Source organism: Streptomyces sp. Root1304 (assembly GCF_001426405.1).
In the GTDB taxonomy this organism is placed as follows: Bacteria; Actinomycetota; Actinomycetes; order Streptomycetales; family Streptomycetaceae; genus Streptomyces.
Map to the genome: position 1 here is coordinate 143,829 of NZ_LMEP01000002.1, position 22,551 is coordinate 166,379.

General features: G+C 72.1%; 21 protein-coding genes. 10 read left to right on the forward strand and 11 right to left on the reverse strand.

What is annotated here, in order from left to right; translation table 11 throughout:
- Positions 1-19 precede the first annotated feature (19 nt).
- From ASD33_RS05630 to ASD33_RS05645, 4 genes are all read left to right on the forward strand, one after another.
- Positions 20-1,762, forward strand: a complete 1,743-nt coding sequence (locus ASD33_RS05630; protein ID WP_056554292.1) for a phospholipid carrier-dependent glycosyltransferase — start codon at positions 20-22, stop codon at positions 1,760-1,762.
- 159 nt (positions 1,763-1,921) lie between these two features.
- Positions 1,922-3,562, forward strand: a complete 1,641-nt coding sequence (locus ASD33_RS05635; protein ID WP_079044576.1) for a penicillin-binding transpeptidase domain-containing protein — start codon at positions 1,922-1,924, stop codon at positions 3,560-3,562.
- 78 nt (positions 3,563-3,640) lie between these two features.
- Positions 3,641-4,156 (forward strand): YbaK/EbsC family protein, encoded by a 516-nt coding sequence (locus ASD33_RS05640; RefSeq protein ID WP_056554936.1) that lies wholly within the window; start codon positions 3,641-3,643, stop codon positions 4,154-4,156.
- Entirely contained in the window at positions 4,153-5,004 is an 852-nt protein-coding gene (locus tag ASD33_RS05645; protein WP_056554295.1) for an EamA family transporter, read from the forward strand. The genes ASD33_RS05640 and ASD33_RS05645 overlap by 4 nt, the downstream gene beginning before the upstream one ends.
- Positions 5,005-5,043: 39 nt before the next feature.
- Here ASD33_RS05645 and ASD33_RS05650 read toward each other — a convergent pair whose 3' ends face one another.
- Positions 5,044-5,469, reverse strand: coding sequence for an ATP-binding protein (locus tag ASD33_RS05650; protein ID WP_079044577.1), 426 nt, complete (start codon positions 5,467-5,469; stop codon positions 5,044-5,046).
- Positions 5,470-5,656: 187 nt separating this feature from the next.
- Here ASD33_RS05650 and ASD33_RS05655 point away from each other — a divergent pair, with 187 nt between their 5' ends.
- A complete protein-coding gene (locus tag ASD33_RS05655; RefSeq protein WP_056554298.1) occupies positions 5,657-6,445 on the forward strand; it encodes a GntR family transcriptional regulator in 789 nt (262 codons plus the stop codon).
- Positions 6,442-7,092 carry a YdcF family protein gene (locus ASD33_RS05660; RefSeq protein WP_056554301.1) on the forward strand — a complete coding sequence of 217 codons (651 nt, stop codon included), beginning with the start codon at positions 6,442-6,444 and terminating at the stop codon, positions 7,090-7,092. The genes ASD33_RS05655 and ASD33_RS05660 overlap by 4 nt, the downstream gene beginning before the upstream one ends.
- 15 nt (positions 7,093-7,107) lie before the next feature.
- Here the strand turns inward: ASD33_RS05660 and ASD33_RS05665 are convergent, their stop codons facing one another.
- Entirely contained in the window at positions 7,108-7,941 is an 834-nt protein-coding gene (locus ASD33_RS05665; RefSeq protein WP_242426929.1) for an SDR family oxidoreductase, read from the reverse strand.
- A 162-nt stretch (positions 7,942-8,103) separates the two neighbouring features.
- Here ASD33_RS05665 and ASD33_RS05670 point away from each other — a divergent pair, with 162 nt between their 5' ends.
- The gene (locus ASD33_RS05670) at positions 8,104-8,862 is read left to right on the forward strand and encodes a 2OG-Fe dioxygenase family protein (protein WP_056554303.1); all 759 of its coding nucleotides are present in this window, start codon (positions 8,104-8,106) and stop codon (positions 8,860-8,862) included.
- Between the two features lie 90 nt (positions 8,863-8,952).
- Positions 8,953-9,570, forward strand: a complete 618-nt coding sequence (locus ASD33_RS05675) for a LysE family transporter (RefSeq protein WP_056554306.1) — start codon at positions 8,953-8,955, stop codon at positions 9,568-9,570.
- 16 nt (positions 9,571-9,586) lie between these two features.
- On the opposite strand, the gene ASD33_RS05680 is transcribed toward ASD33_RS05675, so the two are convergent.
- From ASD33_RS05680 to ASD33_RS05705, 6 genes are all read right to left on the reverse strand, one after another.
- Entirely contained in the window at positions 9,587-10,120 is a 534-nt protein-coding gene (locus ASD33_RS05680; RefSeq protein WP_056554309.1) for a YbaK/EbsC family protein, read from the reverse strand.
- Positions 10,121-10,161: 41 nt separating this feature from the next.
- Positions 10,162-11,154, reverse strand: a complete 993-nt coding sequence (locus ASD33_RS05685; protein ID WP_056554312.1) for an ArsR family transcriptional regulator — start codon at positions 11,152-11,154, stop codon at positions 10,162-10,164.
- Between the two features lie 146 nt (positions 11,155-11,300).
- Positions 11,301-12,515 carry a serine hydrolase domain-containing protein gene (locus tag ASD33_RS05690; protein ID WP_056554315.1) on the reverse strand — a complete coding sequence of 405 codons (1,215 nt, stop codon included), beginning with the start codon at positions 12,513-12,515 and terminating at the stop codon, positions 11,301-11,303.
- A 37-nt stretch (positions 12,516-12,552) separates the two neighbouring features.
- Positions 12,553-13,296: an ABC transporter ATP-binding protein gene (locus tag ASD33_RS05695; protein WP_056554318.1), complete on the reverse strand. Its 744-nt coding sequence runs from the start codon at positions 13,294-13,296 to the stop codon at positions 12,553-12,555.
- A complete protein-coding gene (gene cbiQ / locus ASD33_RS05700; RefSeq protein WP_056554321.1) occupies positions 13,293-14,054 on the reverse strand; it encodes a cobalt ECF transporter T component CbiQ in 762 nt (253 codons plus the stop codon). Before cbiQ ends, ASD33_RS05695 begins: the two co-directional genes overlap by 4 nt.
- A 1-nt stretch (position 14,055) precedes the next feature.
- On the reverse strand, positions 14,056-15,081 hold the full coding sequence (locus ASD33_RS05705) for an energy-coupling factor ABC transporter permease (protein WP_056554324.1): 1,026 nt from the start codon (positions 15,079-15,081) through the stop codon (positions 14,056-14,058).
- Between the two features lie 180 nt (positions 15,082-15,261).
- Here ASD33_RS05705 and ASD33_RS05710 point away from each other — a divergent pair, with 180 nt between their 5' ends.
- On the forward strand, positions 15,262-15,621 hold the full coding sequence (locus ASD33_RS05710; RefSeq protein WP_056554327.1) for an SsgA family sporulation/cell division regulator: 360 nt from the start codon (positions 15,262-15,264) through the stop codon (positions 15,619-15,621).
- Between the two features lie 67 nt (positions 15,622-15,688).
- On the opposite strand, the gene ASD33_RS05715 is transcribed toward ASD33_RS05710, so the two are convergent.
- On the reverse strand, positions 15,689-17,875 hold the full coding sequence (locus ASD33_RS05715) for an MMPL family transporter (RefSeq protein ID WP_056554330.1): 2,187 nt from the start codon (positions 17,873-17,875) through the stop codon (positions 15,689-15,691).
- A gap of 110 nt (positions 17,876-17,985) precedes the next feature.
- Positions 17,986-18,558: a TetR/AcrR family transcriptional regulator gene (locus ASD33_RS05720; protein WP_056554333.1), complete on the reverse strand. Its 573-nt coding sequence runs from the start codon at positions 18,556-18,558 to the stop codon at positions 17,986-17,988.
- Between the two features lie 172 nt (positions 18,559-18,730).
- Between ASD33_RS05720 and ASD33_RS05725 the strand changes: the two genes are divergently transcribed.
- The gene (locus tag ASD33_RS05725; protein ID WP_056554336.1) at positions 18,731-22,015 is read left to right on the forward strand and encodes a S41 family peptidase; all 3,285 of its coding nucleotides are present in this window, start codon (positions 18,731-18,733) and stop codon (positions 22,013-22,015) included.
- On the opposite strand, the gene ASD33_RS05730 is transcribed toward ASD33_RS05725, so the two are convergent.
- Positions 21,927-22,535, reverse strand: coding sequence for a GNAT family N-acetyltransferase (locus ASD33_RS05730; protein WP_079044611.1), 609 nt, complete (start codon positions 22,533-22,535; stop codon positions 21,927-21,929). The two genes, ASD33_RS05725 and ASD33_RS05730, sit on opposite strands and share 89 nt — an antisense overlap.
- Positions 22,536-22,551 lie beyond the last annotated feature (16 nt).

The following is a 22,551-nucleotide window of genomic DNA, read 5'->3' on the forward strand; positions in this document are numbered from 1 at the left end:
CGTTCCCTACGATGGCGCGGTGACCAGTACCGCACCCGAGGCCCTGGAGGGCCGGCACGCCGTGGCAGAGCCCTCTTCGTGGCAGAAGCGGCTCCGTCGTTTCGGCTACGCGCCGCCCACCGGAAGCGCCGCGCCCATCGGGCTGCGCGAGCGGCTCGTCCCCCCGTTCGTCCGCCCGTCCGAGCGCCTCATGTCGCTGATCGGCATCGGCCCCGACCGGTCCGAGCGGCTGTGGCGGCTGATGGCCTGGGGCGGTCCGCTCCTGGTCACGGCGGTCGCCGGGCTGCTGAGGTTCTGGAACCTCGGCAAGCCGCACGCGGTGATATTCGACGAGACGTACTACGCCAAGGACTCCTGGGCCCTGATCAACCAGGGGTACGAGGGGGCCTGGCCGAAGGACATCGACAAGACGATCCTGACGGACCCGGGCGCGGTGCTCGTGCCGACCGAGCACGGGTACGTCGTCCATCCCCCGATGGGCAAGTGGGTCATCGGCGTCGGCGAGAAGATCTTCGGCTTCGAGCCCTTCGGCTGGCGCTTCATGGTGGCGCTGCTCGGCACCCTGTCGGTGCTGATGCTGTGCCGGATCGGGCGGCGGCTGTTCCGCTCGACGTTCCTGGGCTGTCTGGCGGGCCTGCTGCTCGCCGTCGACGGGCTGCACTTCGTGATGAGCCGCACCGCGCTGCTCGACCAGGTGCTGATGTTCTTCGTGCTCGCCGCCTTCGGCTGCCTCGTCCTGGACCGGGACCGGACCAGGAAACGGCTCGCGGGGGCGCTCCCCGAGGACGAGGAGGGGGTGCTGCGGCCCGACGCGGAGATCGCGGAGACCCTGCGCCTGGGGTGGCGGCCGTGGCGGATCGCGGCCGGTGTGATGCTGGGCCTGGCGGCGGCCACGAAGTGGAACGGCCTGTACGTGATGGTCGGCTTCGGCCTGATGACGGTCCTGTGGGACGTCGGCGGGCGCCGTACGGCCGGCGCGGTCCGCCCGTACCTCGCGGTGATCAAGAAGGACCTGGTCCCGGCCTTCGTGTCGGTGGTGCCGGTGGCGATCGTCACGTACCTGGCGACCTGGACCGGCTGGCTCGTCACCGACAAGGGTTACTTCCGCGACTGGGCCGCCCAGCAGGACAAGATCGGCGGCGGCGGGACCTGGGGCTGGGTGCCGCAGTGGCTGCGCAGCCTGTGGCACTACGAGTCCGAGGTGTACTCGTTCCACGTGGGCCTGACCTCGCCGCACACCTACGAGTCGAACCCCTGGTCCTGGATCGTCCTCGGCCGCCCGGTCTCGTACTTCTACGAGTCCCCCGCGCCGGGCGTCAACGGCTGCCCGGCCACGACGAAGGCGAAGTGCGCCCAGGAGGTCCTGGCCCTCGGCACCCCGCTGCTGTGGTGGGCCGCCTGTTTCGCCCTGCTGTACGTCCTGTGGCGCTGGGCGTTCCGCCGCGACTGGCGCGCGGGCGCCATCGCCTGCGGCGTCGCGGCCGGCTGGGTTCCCTGGTTCCTCTATCAGGAACGCACCATCTTCCTTTTCTACGCGGTGGTGTTCGTGCCTTTCCTGTGTCTGGCGGTGGCCATGATGCTGGGCGCGATCATCGGCCCCGCGGGTTCATCGGAAAGACGCCGCACATTCGGCGCGGTGACGGCGGGATGTCTCGTCCTTCTCATCGTCTGGAATTTCATCTACTTCTGGCCCATCTACACGGGCACGCCCATTCCGATAGAGCAATGGCGCAACCGGATGTGGCTGGACACCTGGGTGTGAGGCGGCGGGTCCGGCCCCCGGCCGGCCCGCGCCCCTCCGCCCGGCCCTTCCCGCGCCTCCTCTCCCCGCCCCGAATGACAGATGTGACGGAAGTTGCTCGACACAACTCCCGTGACACTGCTTGACTCATGGGTCCACCTGGGGAGGGGAGGCGCAGTCATGCGCAGTGGAGCCAAGACCGCGATAGTGGCGACGGTGTTCGTCGTCGTGGCGGGCGGGGTCGGGTACGGGGGACTGAACCTCTGGAACGGGATCACCGGCGGTGATGCGTCCGTGGGGACGAGATCCGACGACGCGCCGAGAACGGGGCCCGTCACGAACGACGAGGTCACGTCCACCTCGAAGGACTTCCTCGCCGCCTGGGCCGCCGGGGAATCGGACAAGGCGGCCCAGCTGACGAACGACCCGGTCACGGCGGGCCCCGCCGTCCTCGGTTTCCGCGAGGGCGCCAAGGTGTCGAAGGCGGTCATCACGCCGGGGACGCCGGTCGGCGCGACGGTGCCGTTCACGGTCGAGGCGACCGTCACGTACGAGGGCGTGTCGAAGGACTGGTCGTACGCCTCCGAACTGACCGTGGTGCGCGGGCAGACCACCGGCCGGCCGCTGGTGAAGTGGCTGCCGACCGTGCTCCACCCCAAGCTGACCGCGAACGGCACCCTGCGCACGGGCGTCTCGAAGACCGCGGCCGTCAAGGCGGTCGACCACAACGGCGTCGAGCTGACGGCTGAGAAGTACCCCTCGCTCGGACCGGTCCTGGACGAGCTGCGCAAGCGGTACGGCGCGAAGGTGGACGGCACCAGCGGGGTCGAGACCTGGATCGACTCGGGCAGCGAGTCCGTCGCCGACACCACCCTCCTCGTCCTGAAGAAGGGCAAGGCGGGCACGCTCAAGACCACCATCGACGCGGACGTGCAGGCGGCGGCCGAGAAGGCCGTGAAGTCCTACGGGAAGGCTGCGGTGGCGGCGATAGAGCCGTCGACGGGGGCGATACGGGCGGTCGCCAACAGCCCTGCCGGCGGCTTCAACACGGCCTTCCTGGGGCAGCAGGCGCCCGGCTCGACGATGAAGATCGTCACGGCGACGATGATGATGCAGCACGGGCTGGCGACGCCCGGCAGCCGGGTCGAGTGTCCTTCCGAAGTGGTGTCGCGGAGCGCGACCTTCCACAATCTGAAGGATTTCAAGATCGACAACGGCACCCTCACCGACGCCTTCCGCCGCTCCTGCAACACCGCCTTCATCAAGGCGATCGGCAAGCTCAGCGACAAGGGCGTCGCGGACACCGCCCTCGGCGAGACCGCCCGCGACTCCTTCGGCATCGGCCAGGAGTGGAACATCGGCGTCCCGGCGGTGGACGGCTCCGTGCCCGAGTCCGCGGGCTCCGAGACGCCCGCCTCGTACATCGGCCAGGGCAAGATCACGATGAGCGCCCTGAACGTCGCCTCGCTCTCCGCGACGGCGAAGAACGGCGGCTTCCTCCAGCCGTATCTGGTGGCGCGGGAACTCGACGACCGGCAGTTCGCCACCGCCGACCCGCTCTCCGACGACATCGCCAAGGGGCTGCGCGCGATGATGAAGGCGACGACGACGGGCGAGGGCACCGCGACGAAGGCGATGTCGGGCGTTCCCTCCCCCAAGGGCGCGAAGACCGGCTCTGCGGAGGTCGACGGCCAGTCCACCTCGAACAGCTGGTTCACCGCCTACTCGGGCGATCTGGCGGCGGCTGCGGTCGTGCAGTCGGGCGGCCACGGCGGGGACGCGGCGGGGCCGGTGGTGGCGCAGGTGCTGAAGGCGGGCTGAGACGGGGCGGGCGGCGGGCGCGTCCATGCACCGGAACCCGGTCGCGTGCCCCGTACACCGGCCGCTAGCGTGCGGCGCATGACCGCTGAGAACGCCACCACGGCATCCGCGTCCGCCGCCTCCCACGCCCACCCCCAGTTCGCCGCAGCGCTCGAAGAGCTGGGGCTCGACGTCGAGGTCCGGCGCTTCCCGGACGAGACGCGGACCGCGCAGCAGGCCGCCGAGGCCATCGGCTGCGAGGTCTCCGAGATCGTGAAGTCGCTGATCTTCGCGGCGGACGGGGTTCCGGTGCTGGTCCTGATGGACGGCGCGTCGCGGGTGGACGTCGAGCGGGTGCGGGTGGAGCTGGGCGCGGGGAAGGTGACGCGGGCGGACGCGAAGGTGGTGCGGGAGACCACGGGGTACGCGATCGGGGGCGTCCCGCCGTTCGGGCACCGCACGCGGACACGGGTGCTCGCGGACCGGGGCCTGCTCGACCACGCGCTGGTGTGGGCGGCGGCGGGCACTCCGCACACGGTGTTCGCGCTGGACCCGAAGACGCTGGTCGCGCAGGCGGGCGCCACGCTGGTGGACGTACGCGAGCCGTCGGAGTGACTCCGCTCGTCACGTTCGCGGTGCTGGTCGCCGCCGTCACGCACGCGGGCTGGAACGCCCTCGCGCACCACATCAAGGACCAGTTGCTGTCGTTCACGCTGATCTCGGGCGGCGGGGCGCTGCTGGGCCTGGCGGCGGCGGTGTTCGTACCGTTGCCGGCGGCGGGCGCGTGGCCGTACCTGGTGACGTCGGCGCTGCTGCACGTGGGCTACATGGTGCTGCTGATGCGCTCGTTCACGCTCGGCGACTTCGGGCAGATGTACCCGATCGCGCGCGGGACGGCGCCGCTGGCCGTGACGGTCCTGGCGGCGGTCCTCCTCCACGAGGTGCCGGGCGGCGGGCAGTTGCTGGGCGTGGCGGTGGCGTGCGCGGGCCTGACGGGCCTTGCGCTGTGGGGCATCCGGGGGAAGGGTGCGAAGCCGCACTGGCCGGCGCTGGCGGCGGCGGGGGCCACGGGGCTCTCGATCGCCCTGTACACGGTCGTCGACGGCGTGGGCGTCCGCGCCTCGGGCACGTCCCTCGGCTACATCGCGTGGCTGATGGTCCTGGAGGGCCTGGCGATCCCGGCGTACGCCCTGTGGACCCGCCGCGCGGCCCTCCTCCCCCAACTCCGCCCGTACGCGGCCCGGGGCCTGCTGGGCGCGGCGCTCTCGGTGACGGCGTACGCCCTGGTCCTCTGGGCCCAGACGAAGGCCCCCCTGGCCCCGGTCGCGGCCCTCCGCGAGTCGTCGATCATCGTGGGCGCGGCGATCGGAGCCGTCTTCTTCAAGGAACGCTTCGGCACCCCGAGAATCGCGGCGGCGGGCCTGATGGTGGCGGGCATCGGACTGATGCTGCACGCGGGGTGAGGGACCGCATGACCCCGCGGTGGAGACCCGTTCCCCGGCTCACCACGGCTCGCCGCTCAGGGTCAGTTCGGCCCAGACCAGCTTGCCGGGCCCGGGGCGGTCGCCGACGCCCCAGTTCGCGGCGAGGGTGTCCACCAGCGGCAGACCCCACCCTCCCTCGCCCCCACCGGCCGGCAGGGCCATCAGCGGGCGGCGCTCCGAGGCGTCATGGACCTCGATGCGAAGCCGCTCGTCCGTCAGCCGGGTGAAGCGGGTCTCGATCTCCCGCCCGGGTACGCGACCGTGACGTACGGCGTTCGTCAGCAGCTCCGAGAGCACGAGGGAGGCGGCGTCCTCGACGGCGTCCCAGTCCCACCGCCGCAGCGTCCGCCGCAGCTCACGCCGCGCCAGGGGCACGCTCCTGGCGGCCTGCCGCCAGCGCAGGACGACGGTGTCCCCGACGGGGCAGCCGATAGGGTCGTTCACGTTGACGCTCCTTCGAAGCGTTGGCCATGCCCCTGGACCGGTCGCTCGGTCGCGGGGGTCCGTTCATTCACAACTCACCCTCCCGCTGTCCTGGGACTGCGGGATCGATGAGCAACAGTGGCGCACAGTCCCAGGACTGTCAACAGTCCTGGGACTGTGTTTGACTGAAGTGTCGAAAGGAGCGGGCGTGGCACCCAAGTGGCGGGAACTCGCGGACAAGCTGGCTGAGCGCATCAGGACCGGCGAGTACGCGGCCGGGCAGCAGCTGCCGCACATCCGGGACCTCGTCGAGGCCGGCGAGGGATCGAAGTCCACCGTCCACGCGGCCTACAAGGCACTGGAGGCCGAAGGCCTCGTGACCTCCTCCCGAGGGCACGGCACCGTCGTACGGCGGCAGCCGCCGCTGAAGCGGCTCGGCATCACCCGTTACGACAAGGCGAAGTGGCGCGACGGCGACGAGGTCGCGTTCATCGCTGACCGCGTCGCCTCCGGGCGCACCCACCAGCGCGGGGAGCAGACGCAGACGGTGAGTCGCATGGCAGCTCCCGCGATCGTCGCTTCCGCGTTCGACTTGGCCGAGGACGCCCCCGTCTACGCGAGGGTGCGACTGATCAAGGAAGGCAGCCGGCCGACACACACCCTGACCAGCTACTACCGACCCGAGCACGTGGAGGGAACGCGGCTGGTCGACCCGACGCCGGGGCCCGCCGGGCGTGGTGGCGGCTTTCGCGTGCTCTACGACGCGGGGTACGAGATCGACCACATGCGCGAGGAACTGCGTGCCCGGGTGGCCACGCCGGAGGAGACCGCACTGCTCCAACTCGGTGCGGGAGAGTGGGTGGTGGAGTTGCACCGGACCGTGTACACCGCCGACGGCACCGTCGTGGAGTTCGCCGTCGGCGTCCACGCGGCCACGCGGTTCGCCTGGAGCTACGACTTCGCCGTGCCCGACAGCGCACAGGAGGACCCCCGGTGATCTCCGCCCATGTCTGGTCCGACGCGCGGCTGCTCTGGGAGTTCCAGCGGATGGGGCACGTGCCCCGGGCCTGCTCCGTGGGGGTCGGACTCGGGAGTCATGATCTCGGGGTGGCCGACGTGGCCATCGGGCTGTACCGGCGGGGGCTGGTGCCCCTGCTCGTCTTCACCGGGGCCACCAGTCGTACGACGCGGGAGCGGATGCCCCGGGGCGAGGCCGAGCACTACCGGGAGCGGGCACTGGAGTCGGGGGTCCCGGAGGACGCCGTGCTCGTCGAGCCCCGGGCCCGGAACACCGGCGAGAACATCCGCTTCTCGCGGGAGCTGCTCGCGGAGCGGGGCGTCGACGTGTCCTCCGTACTGCTCGTCAGCAAGCCGTACGAGGAGCGCCGGGCGTACGCGACCGCCCGCAAGCTCTGGCCAGGGGTGGAGATCGTCAGCGCGTCCTCCCCGATGACCCTGCCGGAGTACGTGGACTCCATCGGGGACGACCGGCTCGTGCTCGACATGCTCGTCGGGGCCGTCCAGCGGCTGATCATCTACCCGAAGCAAGGGTTCATGATCGAGCAGCCGATCCCCGCACCCGTCACCACCGCCTACGAACGGCTGCGCGACCGGGGGTTCACCGGTCGGATCGTCGGAAACTAGGCCGGCCCCAAGGACCTACTCCCCCGGCTCCCCCAGTACCTCCGCGAAGTGGGTGTTCACCGCCAGGAGGCCGCCGTCCACCCTGAGGGTGGTACCGGTGATCCAGGACGCGTCCTTCGAGGCCAGGAAGGCGACCGCCGCCGCCACGTCCTCCGGGGTGCCCACCCGGGACAGGGGGTACACGCGGTTCGCCAGGGCCGCCAGTCGGGGTTCCTTGCCCTGCCAGGCCGTCGTCGCGATCGTGCCCGGGTTGATCTGGTTGACGCGGACCCCGCGCTTCGCCGCGTCGCCCGCCAGCGTGCGGGTCAGGGACGCCAGGGCCGCCTTCTGCGCGCTGTACGCGTGACCGCCGAAGTCCGCCTCCGCGTTGACCGAGCCGATCATCACGATCGCCCCCCGCCCGCCCGCCGCCAGGTGCGGCAGCGCCGCGCGCGAGCAGCGGACCGCGCCCATGAACGTGACGTCGTGCTGGACCCTCCAGACCTCGTCCGGCTCGTCCTCGAAGCGGTCCCGGTCCGGCGCGACCGGGCCGAGCGCGTTGTTGACGAGGACGTCCAGGCGGCCGAAGACGCGGAGCGCGTACGCCACCGCCGCCTCGACCGACTCCCGGTCCGCCACGTCGCAGCGCAGGGACTCCGCGCCGTCGATCCCCGCCGCCGTCCGGGCCGCCTCCTCCTCGTCGATGTCCGTGACGAGGACCCGCGCCCCCTCCGACGCCAGGCGCCGCGCCGTGGCCGCGCCGATCCCCCGGGCCGCGCCCGTGATCAGTACCGCGTACCCGCCGAAGCGTCGCCCCGGGTCCGTGCGGTCCGTGTCCTGCCCGTCGCCCATGCCGTCCACGCTCTCCATGGCCCCGATCCCAGCATCCCGGGCCCGTTCCGCGCCACCCCTCCTCGTACGGAAATACACGCACCCACCGCAATTCGGCCACAGCCGAAAGTCTTTGACACACCCCTGGCGCGAATACCACGATCTACTCCGCCGACGATCACTTGTTCATCAGGGGGAATCATGTCTTCGCCGTCCTCACAGTCCTCGCTCTATCTCTCCGGCGTGGAGGAAATGGCCGAGGCCCTTTCCTCCCGGAGTTACGACCTGATATCCGGCGACAAGGTGAAGCAGCTTCTCCTGCACCGTTCCGAGAACGCCCTCGACGACCTCGAACCCTTCCGCGACAGCTGGTCCCGGATGCCGCTCGACAGCTACATGGCGGACGGCGGCCGCTACCGTCGCCGCCGCCACGCCACGCTCAGCGCGCCCCGGGCGGGCGCCGGTTACCGGGTCGAGCCGCACCAGCCGCACTACCAGGGCCTCGACTACAACAACCTCAACGGCGGTGTGGCCCGGCACTACGAGCCGTTCGAGGACGAGATCCTGCGCGGCCGCACCATGGACAGCCTGCTGACCCTCGGCTGCGACGTCTTCGGGCGGCTCGCCCCGTACTCCGGCTGGCACGTCGAGGCCCACCAGTTCCGCATCGAGGTCGACGGCGAGGAGGTCGGTCTGCCCACGCCGGAGGGGGTGCACCGGGACGGCGTCACCTTCGTCCTGATGGCGATGATCGGCCGCGCGAACGCCACCGGCGGCGAGAGCACCGTCTTCGACCTGGACAAGCAGCCGGTCGAGAAGTTCGCCCTGACCGACCTCCTGGACGTGGCCCTCGTCAACGACGAGCGGGTCTACCACGGCGTCACGCCCATCGAGCAGATCGATCCCGCCGCCCCGGCCTCGCGCGACGTCCTGGTCATCACCTACCGTCACAAGCCCTGATGTCAGACGCGGGCGGGGGGCCGGCGTCCACGAAGGCGCCCGCCCCCCGCCCGCGCACCCCTTCGAGCAGGAAGACGGGAAGACCGGAAAATGGGTCAGCTCATCGCCGTGGCGGTCATCACCGTCCTGGCCGTCATCAGCCCCGGCGCGGATTTCGCGATGACGGTCCGGAACAGTTATCTGTACGGACGGACGGCCGGAGTTCTCGCGGCCGTCGGAATTTCCCTGGGCGTTCTCGTCCACGTCACCTACACCATGCTGGGCGTGGGACTTCTGGTCTCCCGTACTCCGCTGCTTTTCACGGCGATGAAACTGATCGGCGCCGCGTATCTCGTCTACATCGGATACAAGACGTTCGTCACCAAGGCGCAGGTGGACATCGACCTGTCGGACGACGCCGGCCTGTCGAAGGCGGGGGCGCTGCGGACCGGATTCCTCACGAACGCGCTGAACCCGAAGACCATGCTGTTCGTGCTGAGCACGTACACGCAGGTCGTCAGCGCCGACACCCCCGTCTTCCAGCAGGTCGGCTACGGCCTGTTCATGTCGGTCGCCCACCTCGTCTGGTTCTCGCTGGCCGCGCTCCTCTTCTCCAACCAGAGCCTGCGCGCCCGGCTGTTGCAGCGGCAGACCGTGCTCAACAAGGTCATCGGGACCGTCCTCGTCGGGCTGGGGATGGTGCTCGCGCTGACGCCGTCCATGGCGTGAGCGCGGCCCGGAGGGGTCAGACGGCCGAGACGCGCTCCACGCGCGGCTCGGCGATCGACCGGTAGTCCGCCGCCGACAGGGCGAGCGAGCGGTCGAGCCGGGCCGCGTTGAAGTAGAACTCCTCGTGCGTCAGCAGGTCGGGGTCCACGAGCAGTTCGAGGCGCTCGTCGAAGGCGAACGGCAGGATCGTGCCGCTCGGGGAGCCCGCGAGCTCCTCGGCGATCTCCGGGGAGGCGAAGGAGACGTACGTGCCTCCGTACAGCGCCTTCACCGCGTTGAGGTCGATGCGCCGGTCACCGGGGACGACGACCAGCGCGAAGCGCTTCTCCTTCTTGCCGATCTTCACCATGGCGATGATGCACTTGGCCGCTTCGGCGAGGGTGTGGCCCCGCAGCGCGCTGACCGCCTCGGTGCCGCCCTCCGGCGCGTGCTCGATCACCCGGTAGGCGGCCCCGCGCTCGTCGAGCAGGGCGAGCAGCTTCTCGTACGCGGCGTGGGTCGCCCCGGCGTCCGTGCCGGCCCCGACAGCCTTCTCGGCGTCCGTGGTCATGCGGTTCCTCCTTGTTGCGGCGTGTTTCAACTACTTGTGGCCTACGGCTGGTTGACCCTACGCCCGTGATCGAGGTGCCTCAGCAGCTCGACTCCCGAGCCGTCGAGTTCGTACAGCACCCGTACGCCCGCCCGCCGCCGCCGGACCACCCCGGCGGCCACCAGCGAGGTCAGGTGCTCGGAGACGGTGCTCGGGGCGAGGCCGAGCGTGGTCGCCAGGTCCGAGGTGGTGGTCGGCGCGACGAGGCCGCGCACGACGCCCGCCCGGCTGCGGCCGAGCAGGATCTCCAGGCGGTCCCCGCGCGCGGGTTCACCGGTCCGCCCGCCGTGGGAGCGCACTCCGCCGGCCAGTACGGCGGCCCCTTCGGCCTGGTAGGACACGGCCGTGACGCTGTTCGGGGCGCGGACGAGGAGGGATGTTCCGCGTCCGAACACCAGCGGAACGAGGACGAGTCGTCCGGTCTCGGGCACCCGGAGCCCGTTCCCGCGCAGCGTGCCGAGGAGGCGGTCCGGGCCCTGGGTGGCGAGGATGCGGGCGCGGAGCAGGATGTCCTCCTCCGTGGCGGCCCGCAGGGAGTCCTCGAACGGGGCCAGGGCGGCCCGCCGGTAGCGGGGCAGGAAGGCGCGGAGTTCCGCCATCCGCGCCTCGGGGTCCGCGTGCAGCGGGCGCACCTCTGCGGGGACGCCCTGCGGGAACCGGCGTTCCAGTTCCTCGCGGATCCGGGCCGGGGTCACGGCGCCCAGTGCGGCGATCTCCGCCGCCGGGTCGGGCGTTCCGGCCGAGGAGGGGACCGTGAGGAGGAAGGACGGCAGGGTGCCGCCGCCGGTCCGGTGGAGGTGGAGGAGCCAGCCGGGGACGGTCACGTCGGCCCGTGCGAGCGAACGGCGGGCCGCTCTCCCCCAGTTGGTGTACGGCCAGGGTGTGAGCCCCGGGTACGAGGACAGCAGCCCGATGCTGCCGTACGTCTCCCAGAGCCTGCTGTCGGCGATCCGAACCGTCCCGCGTCCGGATGTCCTCGACGGAATCTCGATCACATGCGCCCCCGTGCGCCTGGTCCACCGGGCGGTGGAGCGGGCACACGTTACCGGCCGGTTGATCATGTACCCGCCAGGTTGCCGCTCAGAATGTCAGGTCCGCGCCCGCACCCCGGACGCCGGCGCCGCGACCGCCCGCGGCGCGCTCAGGACGTCAGGTCGGCGACCGCCCGTATCGCCCGGACGAGGGACTGGGCGCGCGGGTCCGCGGTGACCGTCCTGCGCATGCCGTTGGTGACGTATCCGAAGGCGATCCCGGTGTCGGGGTCCGCGAAGCCGAGCGAGCCGCCGCGCCCCGGGTGCCCGAAGGAGGAGGGGCCGAGGAGCGGGGACGCCGCGCCGTGCAGCATGTGGCCGAGGCCGAACCGGGTGCCGACCATCAGTACCTCGTCCGGGCCCGCCGACTGCTCGGTCCGCGCGAGCGCGAGGCTCTCGGGGGTGAGGAGACGGGCGCCGCCGTCCACGGGGCCGAGGGTGGCGGCGTAGAAGCGGGCGAGGGCGCGGGCGGTGGCGACGCCGGCCGAGCCGGGGAGTTCGGCGGCCCGGTAGACCGGGTCGTTCTCGTCGGGCTTGGGGTCGATGACCCCGAAGGCGCGCCGGGTGAGGGAGTCCGGGTTCTGGTAGGCCTCGGTGACGGAGCGCTTGGGGCGGAGCCTGAGGGCGCCGCCGCCGGACGGTTCGATCTCCTCGACGGGGCCGATCCTGCCGACCCGGTGGGCCTCCGCCTCGGGGAGGCCGATCCACAGGTCGAGGCCGAGGGGGCCGGTGATCTCCTCGGCGGCCCAGTGGCCGATGGTGCGGCCGGTGACCCGGTGGACCAGGCCGGAGAGCAGCCAGCTGAAGGTGTGGGCGTGGTAGCCGTGCGCGGTGCCGGGCTCCCAGACGGGGGCCTGGGCGGCTATGGCGGCGGTCGCGGTCTCCAGGTCGGCGGCCTCGGCGAGGGTCAGCGGGCGGTCCAGTACGGGGACCCCCGCCCGGTGCGCGAGGAGCTGTCGTACGGTCACCCGGTCCTTGCCCGCGGCCTTGAACTCGGGCCAGTACGCGGCGACCGGGGCGTCCAGGTCGAGCAGTCCGCGCTGGTGCAGGAGGAGGGGGACGACGGCGGCGACGCCCTTGGTGGCCGAGCGGACGACCTGCGCGGTGTCGGCCGTCCACGGGTCCGTACCGTCCACGTCACGGCTGCCCGCCCACAGGTCGACGACCCGCGCGCCGTCGCGGTGGACGGCGACGGCCGCGCCCCGCTCACCGCGCTGTTCGAAGTTGCGCAGGAACGCGTCCCTGACGGGCTCCCAGCCCGCCGCCACCGTGCCCTGGACGTCCACCTGTGCCACCACTCCCTGCTCGTGAATCCGGCTTCCCATGGTGCAACGCGGGCGGCCGGGGTCCGATTCCGGGGGGTCAGGCGACCGACTGCGGGACGAAGCCGAACGGCAGCTCCAGGCGGTGCCGGGCCATCAGCTCCTCGTCGGCGAGGATCTCGCCGGTCCGCCCGTCGGCGGCGAGGACGCCCTCGCTGAGGATCACCGCGCGCGGGCAGAGCTCCAGGGCGTACGGCAGGTCGTGGGTGACCATGAGGACGGTGACGTCGAGGGCGCGCAGGACGTCGGCGAGCTCGCGGCGGGAGGCCGGGTCCAGGTTGGAGGACGGCTCGTCGAGGACGAGGATCTCCGGCTCCATCGCGAGGACGGTCGCGACGGCGACCCGGCGGCGCTGCCCGAAGGAGAGGTGGTGCGGCGGCCGGTCCGCGTACTCCGCCATCCCGACCCGTTCGAGGGCCTTGTGGACGACGGCTTCGAGCGCGGCGCCCCGGACGCCCGCCGCCGCCGGGCCGAAGGCCACGTCCTCGCGCACGGTCGGCATGAACAGCTGGTCGTCGGGGTCCTGGAAGACGATGCCGACCTTGCGCCTGATCTCGGCCATGTGCTTCTTGCCGACGGGCAGCCCGGCCACGGTGACCGTCCCCGCGCCGCCGGTGAGGATGCCGTTGAGGTGGAGGACCAGGGTGGTCTTGCCCGCGCCGTTGGGGCCGAGCAGGGCGACCCGTTCGCCGCGCGCGACGGTCAGGTTCACGCCGAAGAGGGCCTGGTGGCCGTCGGGGTAGGCGTACGCGAGGCCGGTGACCTCGAGCGAGGGGGCGGTCATAGGGTCCATCCCAGGAGGCAGATCAGGAGGGCGGTGAGCGGGAGCGCGGCGGCGTACGCCCACTGGGCGCGGGTCGCGGTGACCTCGTCGATGACCGGCATGCTGCCGGTGTAGCCGCGGCTGACCATGGCGAGGTGGACCCGCTCCCCGCGCTCGTACGAGCGGATGAAGAGCGCGCCGGCGGACTTCGCGAGGACGCCCCAGTGGCGGACGCCCTTCGCCTCGAAGCCGCGCGAGCGGCGGGCGACGGACATCCGGCGCATCTCGTCGGTGATGACGTCGCCGTACCGGATCATGAACGAGGCGATCTGGACGAGCAGCGGCGGCAGTTTCAGCCGCTGGAGGCCGAGGATCAGCTCCCGCAGTTCGGTGGTGGAGGCCAGGAGGACGGAGGCGGCGACGCCGAGGGTGCCCTTGGCGAGGACGTTCCAGGCGCCCCAGAGTCCGGGGACGCTCAGCGACACCCCGAGGACGGTGGTCTGCGCGCCGGGCACGACGAACGGCATGAGCAGCGCGAACGCGACGAACGGCACCTCGATCAGCAGCCGCTTCAGCAGGAAGCCGGCCGGGACGCGGGCCTTCGCGGCGACGGCCGCGAGGAGGACGGCGTAGAGAGCGAAGGCCCAGACGGCCTCGCGAGGCGTCGAGACGACGACCACGACGAAGCCGAGGACGGCGGCGAGCTTGGTGTGCGGGGGCAGCTCGTGGACCGGCGAGTGTGCGTGCCGGTAGAGCTTGTGGGCGTGCCCCGCTCCCATGTCACGCCTCCAGCGCGGCGGTCTTGCGGCGGCGTACGACCCAGAAGGCGCCGGTGCCGGCGGCGAGGGTCGCGCCCACGCCGATCACGCCGGCCAGGCCGCCGGAGAGGCGGGGGGCCTCGATGCCCTTGACGCCGTAGTCGGCGAGCGGGGAGCCGGCGGCGGCGTGGTCCTCGGCCTTGGCGTCGATGCCCTTGTCGGCGGCGACCTTCTCCAGGCCGTCGGGGCTGGCGGAGGCATAGAAGGAGACGAAGCCGGCGAGGACGAGGGCGGTGACGACGCCGCCGATCCAGAGCTTCTTCGGGGAGCGGGTGGCCGCCGGGGCGGCGGCGGGGGCCGCGTCGACCAGTTCCCCGTCGACGCGGAGCTTGAGCGGGGCGGTGAGGCCGCGGGCGCCGTGGACCAGGTCGGGGCGGACGGCGATCACCGCGCCGACGGTCAGCATGGTGATGACGGCCTCGCCGACGCCGATGAGGACGTGCACGCCGACCATGGCCGTGAGGACCTTGCCGACGGGTACGTCGGTGGTGCCGCCGATCGCGTAGATGAGCGTGAAGGCGGCGGCGGCCGCCGGTACGGAGACCAGCGCGGCGACGAAGGAGGCCGCGGTCACCGAGGCGCGGGTGCGGGGCAGCAGCAGGACGAGGCCGCGGAAGAGCGCGTACGCGACGACGACGGTGACGACGCCCATGACGGTGATGTTCACGCCGAGGGCGGTGAGGCCGCCGTCGGCGAAGAGGATGCCCTGCATCAGCAGGACGACGGCGATGCACAGGACGCCGGTCCACGGTCCGACGAGGATCGCGGCGAGCGCGCCCCCGAGCAGGTGTCCGCTGGTCCCGGCGGCGACCGGGAAGTTCAGCATCTGTACGGCGAAGACGAAGGCGGCGACGAGACCGGCGAGCGGCGCGGTCTTCTCGTCCAGTTCGCGCCGCGCCCCGCGCAGGCCGATCGCGACGGCGCCGGCGGCGACGACACCGGCGGCGGCCGATACGGGGGCGTTGATGAATCCGTCAGGTACATGCACGTTCCGAATGATAGGGCGCTCCTGCAAAGAGCTTGCAACAGCGCACGGGTCACAGAACGGCGGCGCACGGTCGCACGTGACCCCGCGCACACCCGTACCCGTCCACGCATGCGCCGCGCACCCACCGGGAAGGAGTGCAAGAGTGAGTCGATAAGAGGACAAACCGTGAGGAGCCCCCCGATGGCCGCCGCGCACGACCGCGAAGTCGACGACCATGCCAAGGGACGGATCATCAGCGACGCCCCGCTCTCCCGCCCCGTGCCGGTGTCCCTCCGGTACGACCCCGGCTTCTCCCCCGCGACCGTCCGCTTCGGCTTCCCCGGCGCGGTCGAGTGGTCCTTCCCGCGGGCCCTCCTGGAGACCGGGCTGCGCGCCCCGACCCGCCGCGGCGACATCGGGGTCTGGCCCTGCGGCCGGGTCCAGACGGTGGTCGAGCTGCACACGGACGAGGGGGTCACGGTCGTCCAGTTCGACACCACCGCCCTGCTCCGCTTCCTCAGGCACACGTACGCCGCCGGCACGTCGATGTCGACGCGCTGACGGCGTACGGATCGAGCAGACCCGGATCCCGACGCGCTGACGGCGTACGGACCGGGCGAACCCCCGATCAGACCTTCACGAGGTCCGGCTTCGCGCTCCCACCCGGGGCCCCGTCGGTGTGCCGGGCGAGCGCCTCGCCCTCCACGTCGACGTTCGGCAGGATCCGGTCCAGCCACTTCGGCAGCCACCAGGCCTTGTGGCCGAGCAGCGCGAGGACGGCCGGGACGATCGCCATCCGGACCACGAAGGCGTCGAAGAGAACCGCGACGGCCAGACCGAAGCCGATCATCTTGATCATCTGGTCGTCCATGCCGATGAAGCCGGAGAAGACCGCGATCATGATCACGGCGGCGGCGGTGACCACCCGGGCGCTGTGCCGGAAGCCGGTCACGATCGCCTCGCCGGGCCGCTCCCCGTGGACGTACGCCTCACGCATCCGGGTGACGAGGAAGACCTCGTAGTCCATCGCGAGACCGAAGACGACACCCACCATGAAGATCGGCATCATCGACATGATCGGGCCGGTCTGCTCGACCCCGAAGAGGCTCCCGAGCCAGCCCCACTGGTAGACCGCGACGACCGCGCCGAGCGCCGCGACCACCGAGAGCAGGAAGCCGAGGGCCGCCTTCAGGGGGACGAGGACCGAGCGGAAGACCAGGGTCAGGAGCAGGAAGGCCAGGCCGACGACGAGCGCCAGGTACGGAACCAGGGCGTCGTTCATCTTCTGCGAGAAGTCGATGTTCATCGCGGTGGCGCCGGTGACGAGGACGTCGTCGCCGGTGGCGTTCCGGATGTCGTGGACGAGGTTCTCGGTGGCGGCCGAGGACGGCCGGTCCTTCGGGACCACCGTGATCATGGCGGCGTCGCCGGCCTTGTTCGGCGTCGCCGGGGTGACGGCCGCCCAGCCTTCGAGGCCCTTGATGGTGGAGACGGTCCGGTCGGCGGTCGCCTTGTCGCCGTCCACGACGACGAGCAGCGGGCCGTTGAAGCCGGGGCCGAAGCCGTCGGAGAGCGCGTCGTACGCCCGGCGCTCGGAGGTCGAGGTCGGCTTGACGCCGTCGTCGGGCAGGCCCATCTCCAGGGAGGCGGCGGGCAGCGCGACGGCGCCGAGGCCGAGGACGCCGATCACCAGCACCATGACGGGGCGGCGGATGACGAAGCGGGCCCAGCGGGTGCCGCCGTTGGGCTTGTCGCTCTTCTTCGGAGCGGCGGCCTCGCCGGCCTTCCCCGCCTTGCGCTGCTTGCGGCCGACGACCTTGTCGCCGGCGAAGCCGAGCAGCGCCGGGATCAGGGTCAGCGCGATCAGTACGGCGATCACGACCGTGCCGGCGGCGGCGAAGCCCATCTTCGTCAGCATCGGGATGTTGACGACGGCCAGACCGACCAGGGCGATGACGACGGTGAGTCCGGCGAAGACGACGGCCGATCCCGCCGTGCCGACCGCGCGGCCCGCCGCCTCCTCCTTCTCGCGGCCCTCGGCCAGCTCCGCGCGGTAGCGGGAGACGATGAAGAGGGCGTAGTCGATGCCGACGGCGAGGCCGATCATCGACGCCAGGATGGAGGTGGTGGAGCCCAGGTCCAGGGCGTACGCGAGCGCGGTGACCGTCGAGACGCCGATGCCGACGCCGATGACCGCCGTGAGCAGCGGGAGTCCGGCGGCGACGAGCGAGCCGAAGGTGAGGGCGAGCACGACGCCCGCGAGGACGACGCCGATGGCCTCGCTCATGCCCTGCTCGGGCATGCTCTGGAGCGCGTCGCCGCCGATCTCGACGGTCAGCCCCTTGCCCTGCGCGTTCTGGCCGGTGTCCTTGAGGGCCTCGCGGGTCTCCTCGGTCAGCTCCATCGCGTTGACCTTGTAGGCGACGGAGACGTAGGCGGTGGAGCCGTCCTGGGAGACGGCCTGCGCGGTGTACGGGTCGGCGACCGAGACGATCTGGTCCGAGCCGGACTTCAGCGCGGCGACGGTCTCCTCGACGACGGCCTTGTGCGCCGGGTCGGTCACCTTCTGGCCCTCGGGGGCCTTGAAGACGACGCGGGCGGTGGCCCCGTCGGCGCCGGCGCCCGGGAAGCGCTCTTCGAGCAGGTCGAAGGCGCGCTGGGCCTCGGTGCCGGGGATCGAGAAGGAGCTGGAAGTCGCCGCGGGTGCGGTGGCGGCGCCGATCCCGGCGACCGCCAGGAGGGCCACCCAGAGGAGGGCGACGAGCCGTCGGCGCCGGAAGGCGGAACGGCCCAACTTGTAGAGGAACGTGGCCACGGGGGCGTCTCCCGGTGTGGGGTGGGTCAGGGCGTGGGGAGCCGGCCCGACGGCGTGAGCGGTGCGACGTCAGGTGGAGAGGGTGGAGCGGTGAAGAGGGGTGGAGCGGGTCAGACGCCGAGTGAGGGGAGCACGACGGCGTCGATGTACGCGCTGAGGAAGGCGCGGTCCACCGGCTGATCGTCGATCAGCGGGCGGGCGACGAACGCACCGATCAGCATGTGCGGGACGAGCTTCAGCGCCGGGTTCCCGGCCTCGACCTCGCCCCTGCGGACCGCTCGGCGCAGCACTTCGTCGAGGCCGTTCATCTCGGGTTCGATGAGCAGCTCGCGCAGCGCCCGGTGCAGTTCGGGGTTGGTGTGGACGGCATGGGCCAGACCCCGCATCAGCGCGGAGTCCTTCTCCATCTGGCAGTCGTCGGTCCGCAGGATCAGCTCGTGGAAGTCGCCGCGCAGCGAGCCGGTGTCGATCTCGGAGAGGTCGGCCGGCTTGTTGTCGCGCAGCGCCCTGGCGACCAGTTCGGGCTTGCTCCCCCACTGGCGGTAGAGGGTGGCCTTGCTGGAGTGGGTGCGGGCGGCGACGGCGTCCATGGTGAGGGCGTCGTAGCCGACTTCGCGGAGGAGGTCGAGAACGGCCGCGTACAGCTCGGACTCCCGCTCGGGAGTGAGTCTGCTGCGGGCCATGCCGACCTCCGGACCGAACGAAACGGTTTCGTACAGTACGAAGATACCCCCGCCCCCAACGAAACGAAACCGTTTCGTACGTGTCCTGGGCCACACGGGAATCCCCGCAGGACGGGAAACCCGCAAGCACGTACGAGTTGCCACACCCCCTCCGCGCGGAAAGCATGAGGGCGTGAGTGACGACGTCGCGTATCTCCGTTTTCCGCACCTCCACGACGACCTCCTGTGCTTCGCCGCCGAGGACGACCTGTGGATCGCCCCGCTCGTCCCCGAGGGCCACCGCCCCGGCCGGGCCTGGCGGCTCACCGTCGACCGGACCCGGGTCGGCCACCCGCGCTTCTCGCCGGACGGGCGCCACATCGCGTACACGAACTGGCGCAGCCTCGACCCCGAGATCCACCTCGTCCCCATAGACGGCGGCGCGGCCCGGCGGCTCAGCTACTGGGGGTCCACCGACACCCGGGTCTGCGGCTGGACACCGCCCGACCAGGAGGGCCGCTCCGAGATCCTCGCCGTCTCCTCGCACGGCCAGCCCTTCTCGTACTACTCCTGGGCCTACACCGTCCCCACCGACGGCTCCCCCGGCCGCCGGCTGCCCTGGGGCCCGGTCTCCGACATCAGCGTCACCGACGCCGAGGGGGAGCGCCGCACCCTGCTCCTCACCGGCAAGCCGCCGCACGAACCCGCCTCCTGGAAGCGCTACCTCGGCGGCGCCACCGGCCGCCTCTGGCTGCACGGCGAACGGCTGCTCCCCGACATCGGCGGCCACCTCGACTGCCCCATGGCCGTCGACGGCCGGGTCGCCTTCCTCTCCGACCACGAGGGCGTCGGCAACCTCTACTCCTGCCTGCCCGACGGCACCGACCTGCGCCGCCACACCGACCACGACGAGTTCTACGCCCGGCACGCCTCCAGCGACGGCCGCCGCGTCGTCTACCAGTGCGCCGGCGACCTCTGGATCGTCGACGCGCTCACCGCCGACTCCCGCCCCCGCAGGCTGGAGGTCCGGCTCGGCGGGCAGCGGGTCGGCCGGCGCGCCTACCAGGCGCCCGCCGCCCACCACATCGACGCGCTCTCCGTCGACGAGACCGGCCGCGCCAGCGCCGTGTCCGTACGCGGCAGCCTGTACTGGCTGACGCACCGCGACGGCCCGGCCCGGACCATCGTCGACACCCCGGGCGTCCGGGTCAGGCTGCCCGAGATGCTCGGCAGCCTCGGGCAGGTCGCGTACGTCACCGACGCCGAGGGCGAGGACGCCGTCGAGGTCGCCTATCTGCCGCGTGCCAGCGGCGACCGGCCCCCGCGCCGCCTCGCCTCCGGCGACCTCGGCCGGGTCGAGGAACTGATCGCCGACCCGGACGGCGAGCGCCTCGCCATCGCCTCCCACGACGGCCGGCTCCTCCTCCTCGACGCGACCGAGGACTCCAACGGCGAGGTCACCGAGCTGATCAGGTCCGTCAACGGGCCCGTCCGCGACCTCGCCTTCTCCCCCGACGGCGACTGGCTCACCTGGTCCCACCCGGGCATCGGCCGCTCCCTGCGCTCCATCAAGATGGCCCGGATCTCCGGGCCCGGCGCCCGGACCGTCGTCGACGTCACCAACGGGCGCTTCGAGGACGAGAACCCCGTTTTCACCCGGGACGGCCGCTACCTCGCCTTCCTGTCCTGGCGCGGCTTCGACCCGGTGTACGACGTGCACACCGGCGACCTGTCCTTCCCGCTCGGCTGCCGCCCCTATCTCGTGCCGCTCTCCTCCGCGACGCCCTCGCCGTTCGCGCTGCTGCCCGACGGGCGCCCGGCGGCCGGAGGTCTCGACCCCGCCGACGACGACACGGACACCGGGGACGGCACGGTCACCGTGGAGATCGAGGGGCTGGCGGAGCGGGTGACCCCGTTCCCCGTCGCCGCCTCCAAGTACTCGGCCCTGCACCCGGTCGGCGGCGGCGGTCTCGTCTGGCTGCGCTGGCCGATCTCGGGCGCGCTCGGCGAGACCTTCGCCAACCCGGCCGACACCTCGGGGAAGCCGACCCTGGAGCACTTCTCCATCACCCGGGCCCGCAAGAGCGAACTCGCCAAGGACCTCGACTGGTTCGCGGTCAGCGGCGACGGCACCCGGCTGGTCGTCGCCGACGACGGCGAGCTGCGGGCGGTGCCCGCGACCGAGTCCGGGGACGGCGACTCCACCGTCTATCTGGACCTGCGGCGCATCCTGCACGAGATCGACCCGGGCGCCGAGTGGCGGCAGGCCTTCGACGAGGCCGGGCGGATCGTCCGCGCCTACTTCTGGGAGCCCGGGATGGGCGGGGTCGACTGGACGGCCGTCCTCGACCAGTACCGGCCGCTCGTGGAACGGGTCGCCTCCCCCGACGAGTTCGCCGACCTGCTGCGCGAGGTGATGGGCGAACTGGGCACCTCGCACGCATACGTCACCCCCGCCCGCCGCAACGAGGGACCCCCGCACTACCAGCGGCCCATGGGCCTCCTCGGCGCCAACCTGGTGCTCCGCGAGGCCGGATGGACGGTGAAGCGCATCCTGCCCGGCGAGTCCTCCGACTCCAAGGCCCGCTCCCCGCTGGCCGGCACCGGCATCCGCGAGGGCGCCGTCCTCACCCATGTCGACGGCCGGCCCGTGGACCCCGTCGCCGGCCCGTACCCGCTGTTCTCCGGCACCGGCGGCACCACCGTCGAGCTGACCTTCACCCCCGCCGAGGGCGAGGGCCCGGCCCGCCGCGTCGCCGTCGTCCCGCTCGTCGACGAACGCCCGCTGCGCTACCAGGACTGGGTCGCCAAACGCCGTGCGGTGGTACGGGAACTCAGCGGCGGCCGCTGCGGCTACCTCCACATCCCCGACATGGGCGGCTCGGGCTGGGCCCAGTTCAACCGGGACCTGCGGATGGAGGTCTCCCGGCCCGCGCTGATCGTCGACGTGCGCGGCAACGCGGGCGGCAACATCAGCGAGCTCGTCATCGAGAAGCTGACCCGCAGGATCATCGGCTGGGACCTCACCCGCAACGCCCAGCCCGTCGCGTACGCCTCCAACGCCCCGCGCGGCCCCGTCGTCGCGCTCGCGGACGAGGCGACCTCCTCCGACGGCGACATGATCACCGCCGCGTTCAAGCTGCTCGGCCTGGGTCCGGTCGTCGGCCAGCGCACCTGGGGCGGGGTGGTCGGCATGACCGGCCGCCACCGGCTCGGGGACGGCACCCAGATCACCGTCCCGATGAACGCGGCCTGGTTCCCCGAGTACGGCTGGTCCCTGGAGAACCACGGCGTCGAACCGGACCTCGCGGTGCTCCGTACGCCACTGGACTGGGCGGAGGGCCGGTACGGACAGCTCGACGACGCGGTCAACCTGGCCCTCGCGCTCCTCACGGAGAGCCCGGCGGCGAGTCCGCCGGGATACGAGGCACTGCCGGACCGCTCCCGCCCGAAGCTGCCGCCCCGGGCGACGAGCTAGGGGCTGATCCAGAAGGCAGGCCCTGGTCGAAGGCCAGCTCCCCGAGGTCCAGCTCGTACGCCGCCCCCGCCCGACCGTCGAGCGTCACGCTCCCGACCACACCGAAGCCGACCCGCCCGAGCACGGCCCTCGACCCCGCGTTGTCGAGGGTCGTGACGGCGGTCAGCCGGCTCAGCCCGTACGTCTCGCGCGCCAGCCGGCACACCTCCCGCACCCCGGCGGTCGCCACTCCGCGCCCGGTCGCCCTCTCGGCCACCCGGTAGCCCAGCTCGGCCTCCCCGTCGACGAGGTCGACCAGGTTGAACCGCCCGAGGATCTCCCCGCCCTCCCCCACCAGCACGTGGAACCGGATCGCCCCGGTCTCCTGCTCGTCGAGCAGGGCCCGGTGGCGTTCCGCGAAGTCGGCGAAGTACGCGTCCCCCCGGTCGGGCACGGACGCGGCGAAGTACGCCCGGTTCTCGCGCTCGAAGGCGAGGAGGGCGGTGGCGTGATCGGATCGCAGTCGCTCAAGTACGGCCATGGGCGCCACCGTACGA

Bases quoted from the DNA above. Each gene is read 5' to 3' on its own strand.
- ASD33_RS05640 (WP_056554936.1), top strand. From the start codon at position 3,641: ATGACCGCTGAGAACGCCACCACGGCATCCGCGTCCGCCGCCTCCCAC.
- ASD33_RS05710 (WP_056554327.1), top strand. From the start codon at position 15,262: ATGGCCGCCGCGCACGACCGCGAAGTCGACGACCATGCCAAGGGACGG.
- ASD33_RS05665 (WP_242426929.1), bottom strand. From the start codon at position 7,941: ATGGAGAGCGTGGACGGCATGGGCGACGGGCAGGACACGGACCGCACG.
- ASD33_RS05695 (WP_056554318.1), bottom strand. From the start codon at position 13,296: ATGACCGCCCCCTCGCTCGAGGTCACCGGCCTCGCGTACGCCTACCCC.
- ASD33_RS05720 (WP_056554333.1), bottom strand. From the start codon at position 18,558: ATGGCCCGCAGCAGACTCACTCCCGAGCGGGAGTCCGAGCTGTACGCG.
- cbiQ (WP_056554321.1), bottom strand. From the start codon at position 14,054: ATGGGAGCGGGGCACGCCCACAAGCTCTACCGGCACGCACACTCGCCG.
- ASD33_RS05690 (WP_056554315.1), bottom strand. From the start codon at position 12,515: ATGGGAAGCCGGATTCACGAGCAGGGAGTGGTGGCACAGGTGGACGTC.
- ASD33_RS05730 (WP_079044611.1), bottom strand. From the start codon at position 22,535: ATGGCCGTACTTGAGCGACTGCGATCCGATCACGCCACCGCCCTCCTC.
- ASD33_RS05675 (WP_056554306.1), top strand. From the start codon at position 8,953: ATGGGTCAGCTCATCGCCGTGGCGGTCATCACCGTCCTGGCCGTCATC.
- ASD33_RS05635 (WP_079044576.1), top strand. From the start codon at position 1,922: ATGCGCAGTGGAGCCAAGACCGCGATAGTGGCGACGGTGTTCGTCGTC.
- ASD33_RS05670 (WP_056554303.1), top strand. From the start codon at position 8,104: ATGTCTTCGCCGTCCTCACAGTCCTCGCTCTATCTCTCCGGCGTGGAG.
- ASD33_RS05680 (WP_056554309.1), bottom strand. From the start codon at position 10,120: ATGACCACGGACGCCGAGAAGGCTGTCGGGGCCGGCACGGACGCCGGG.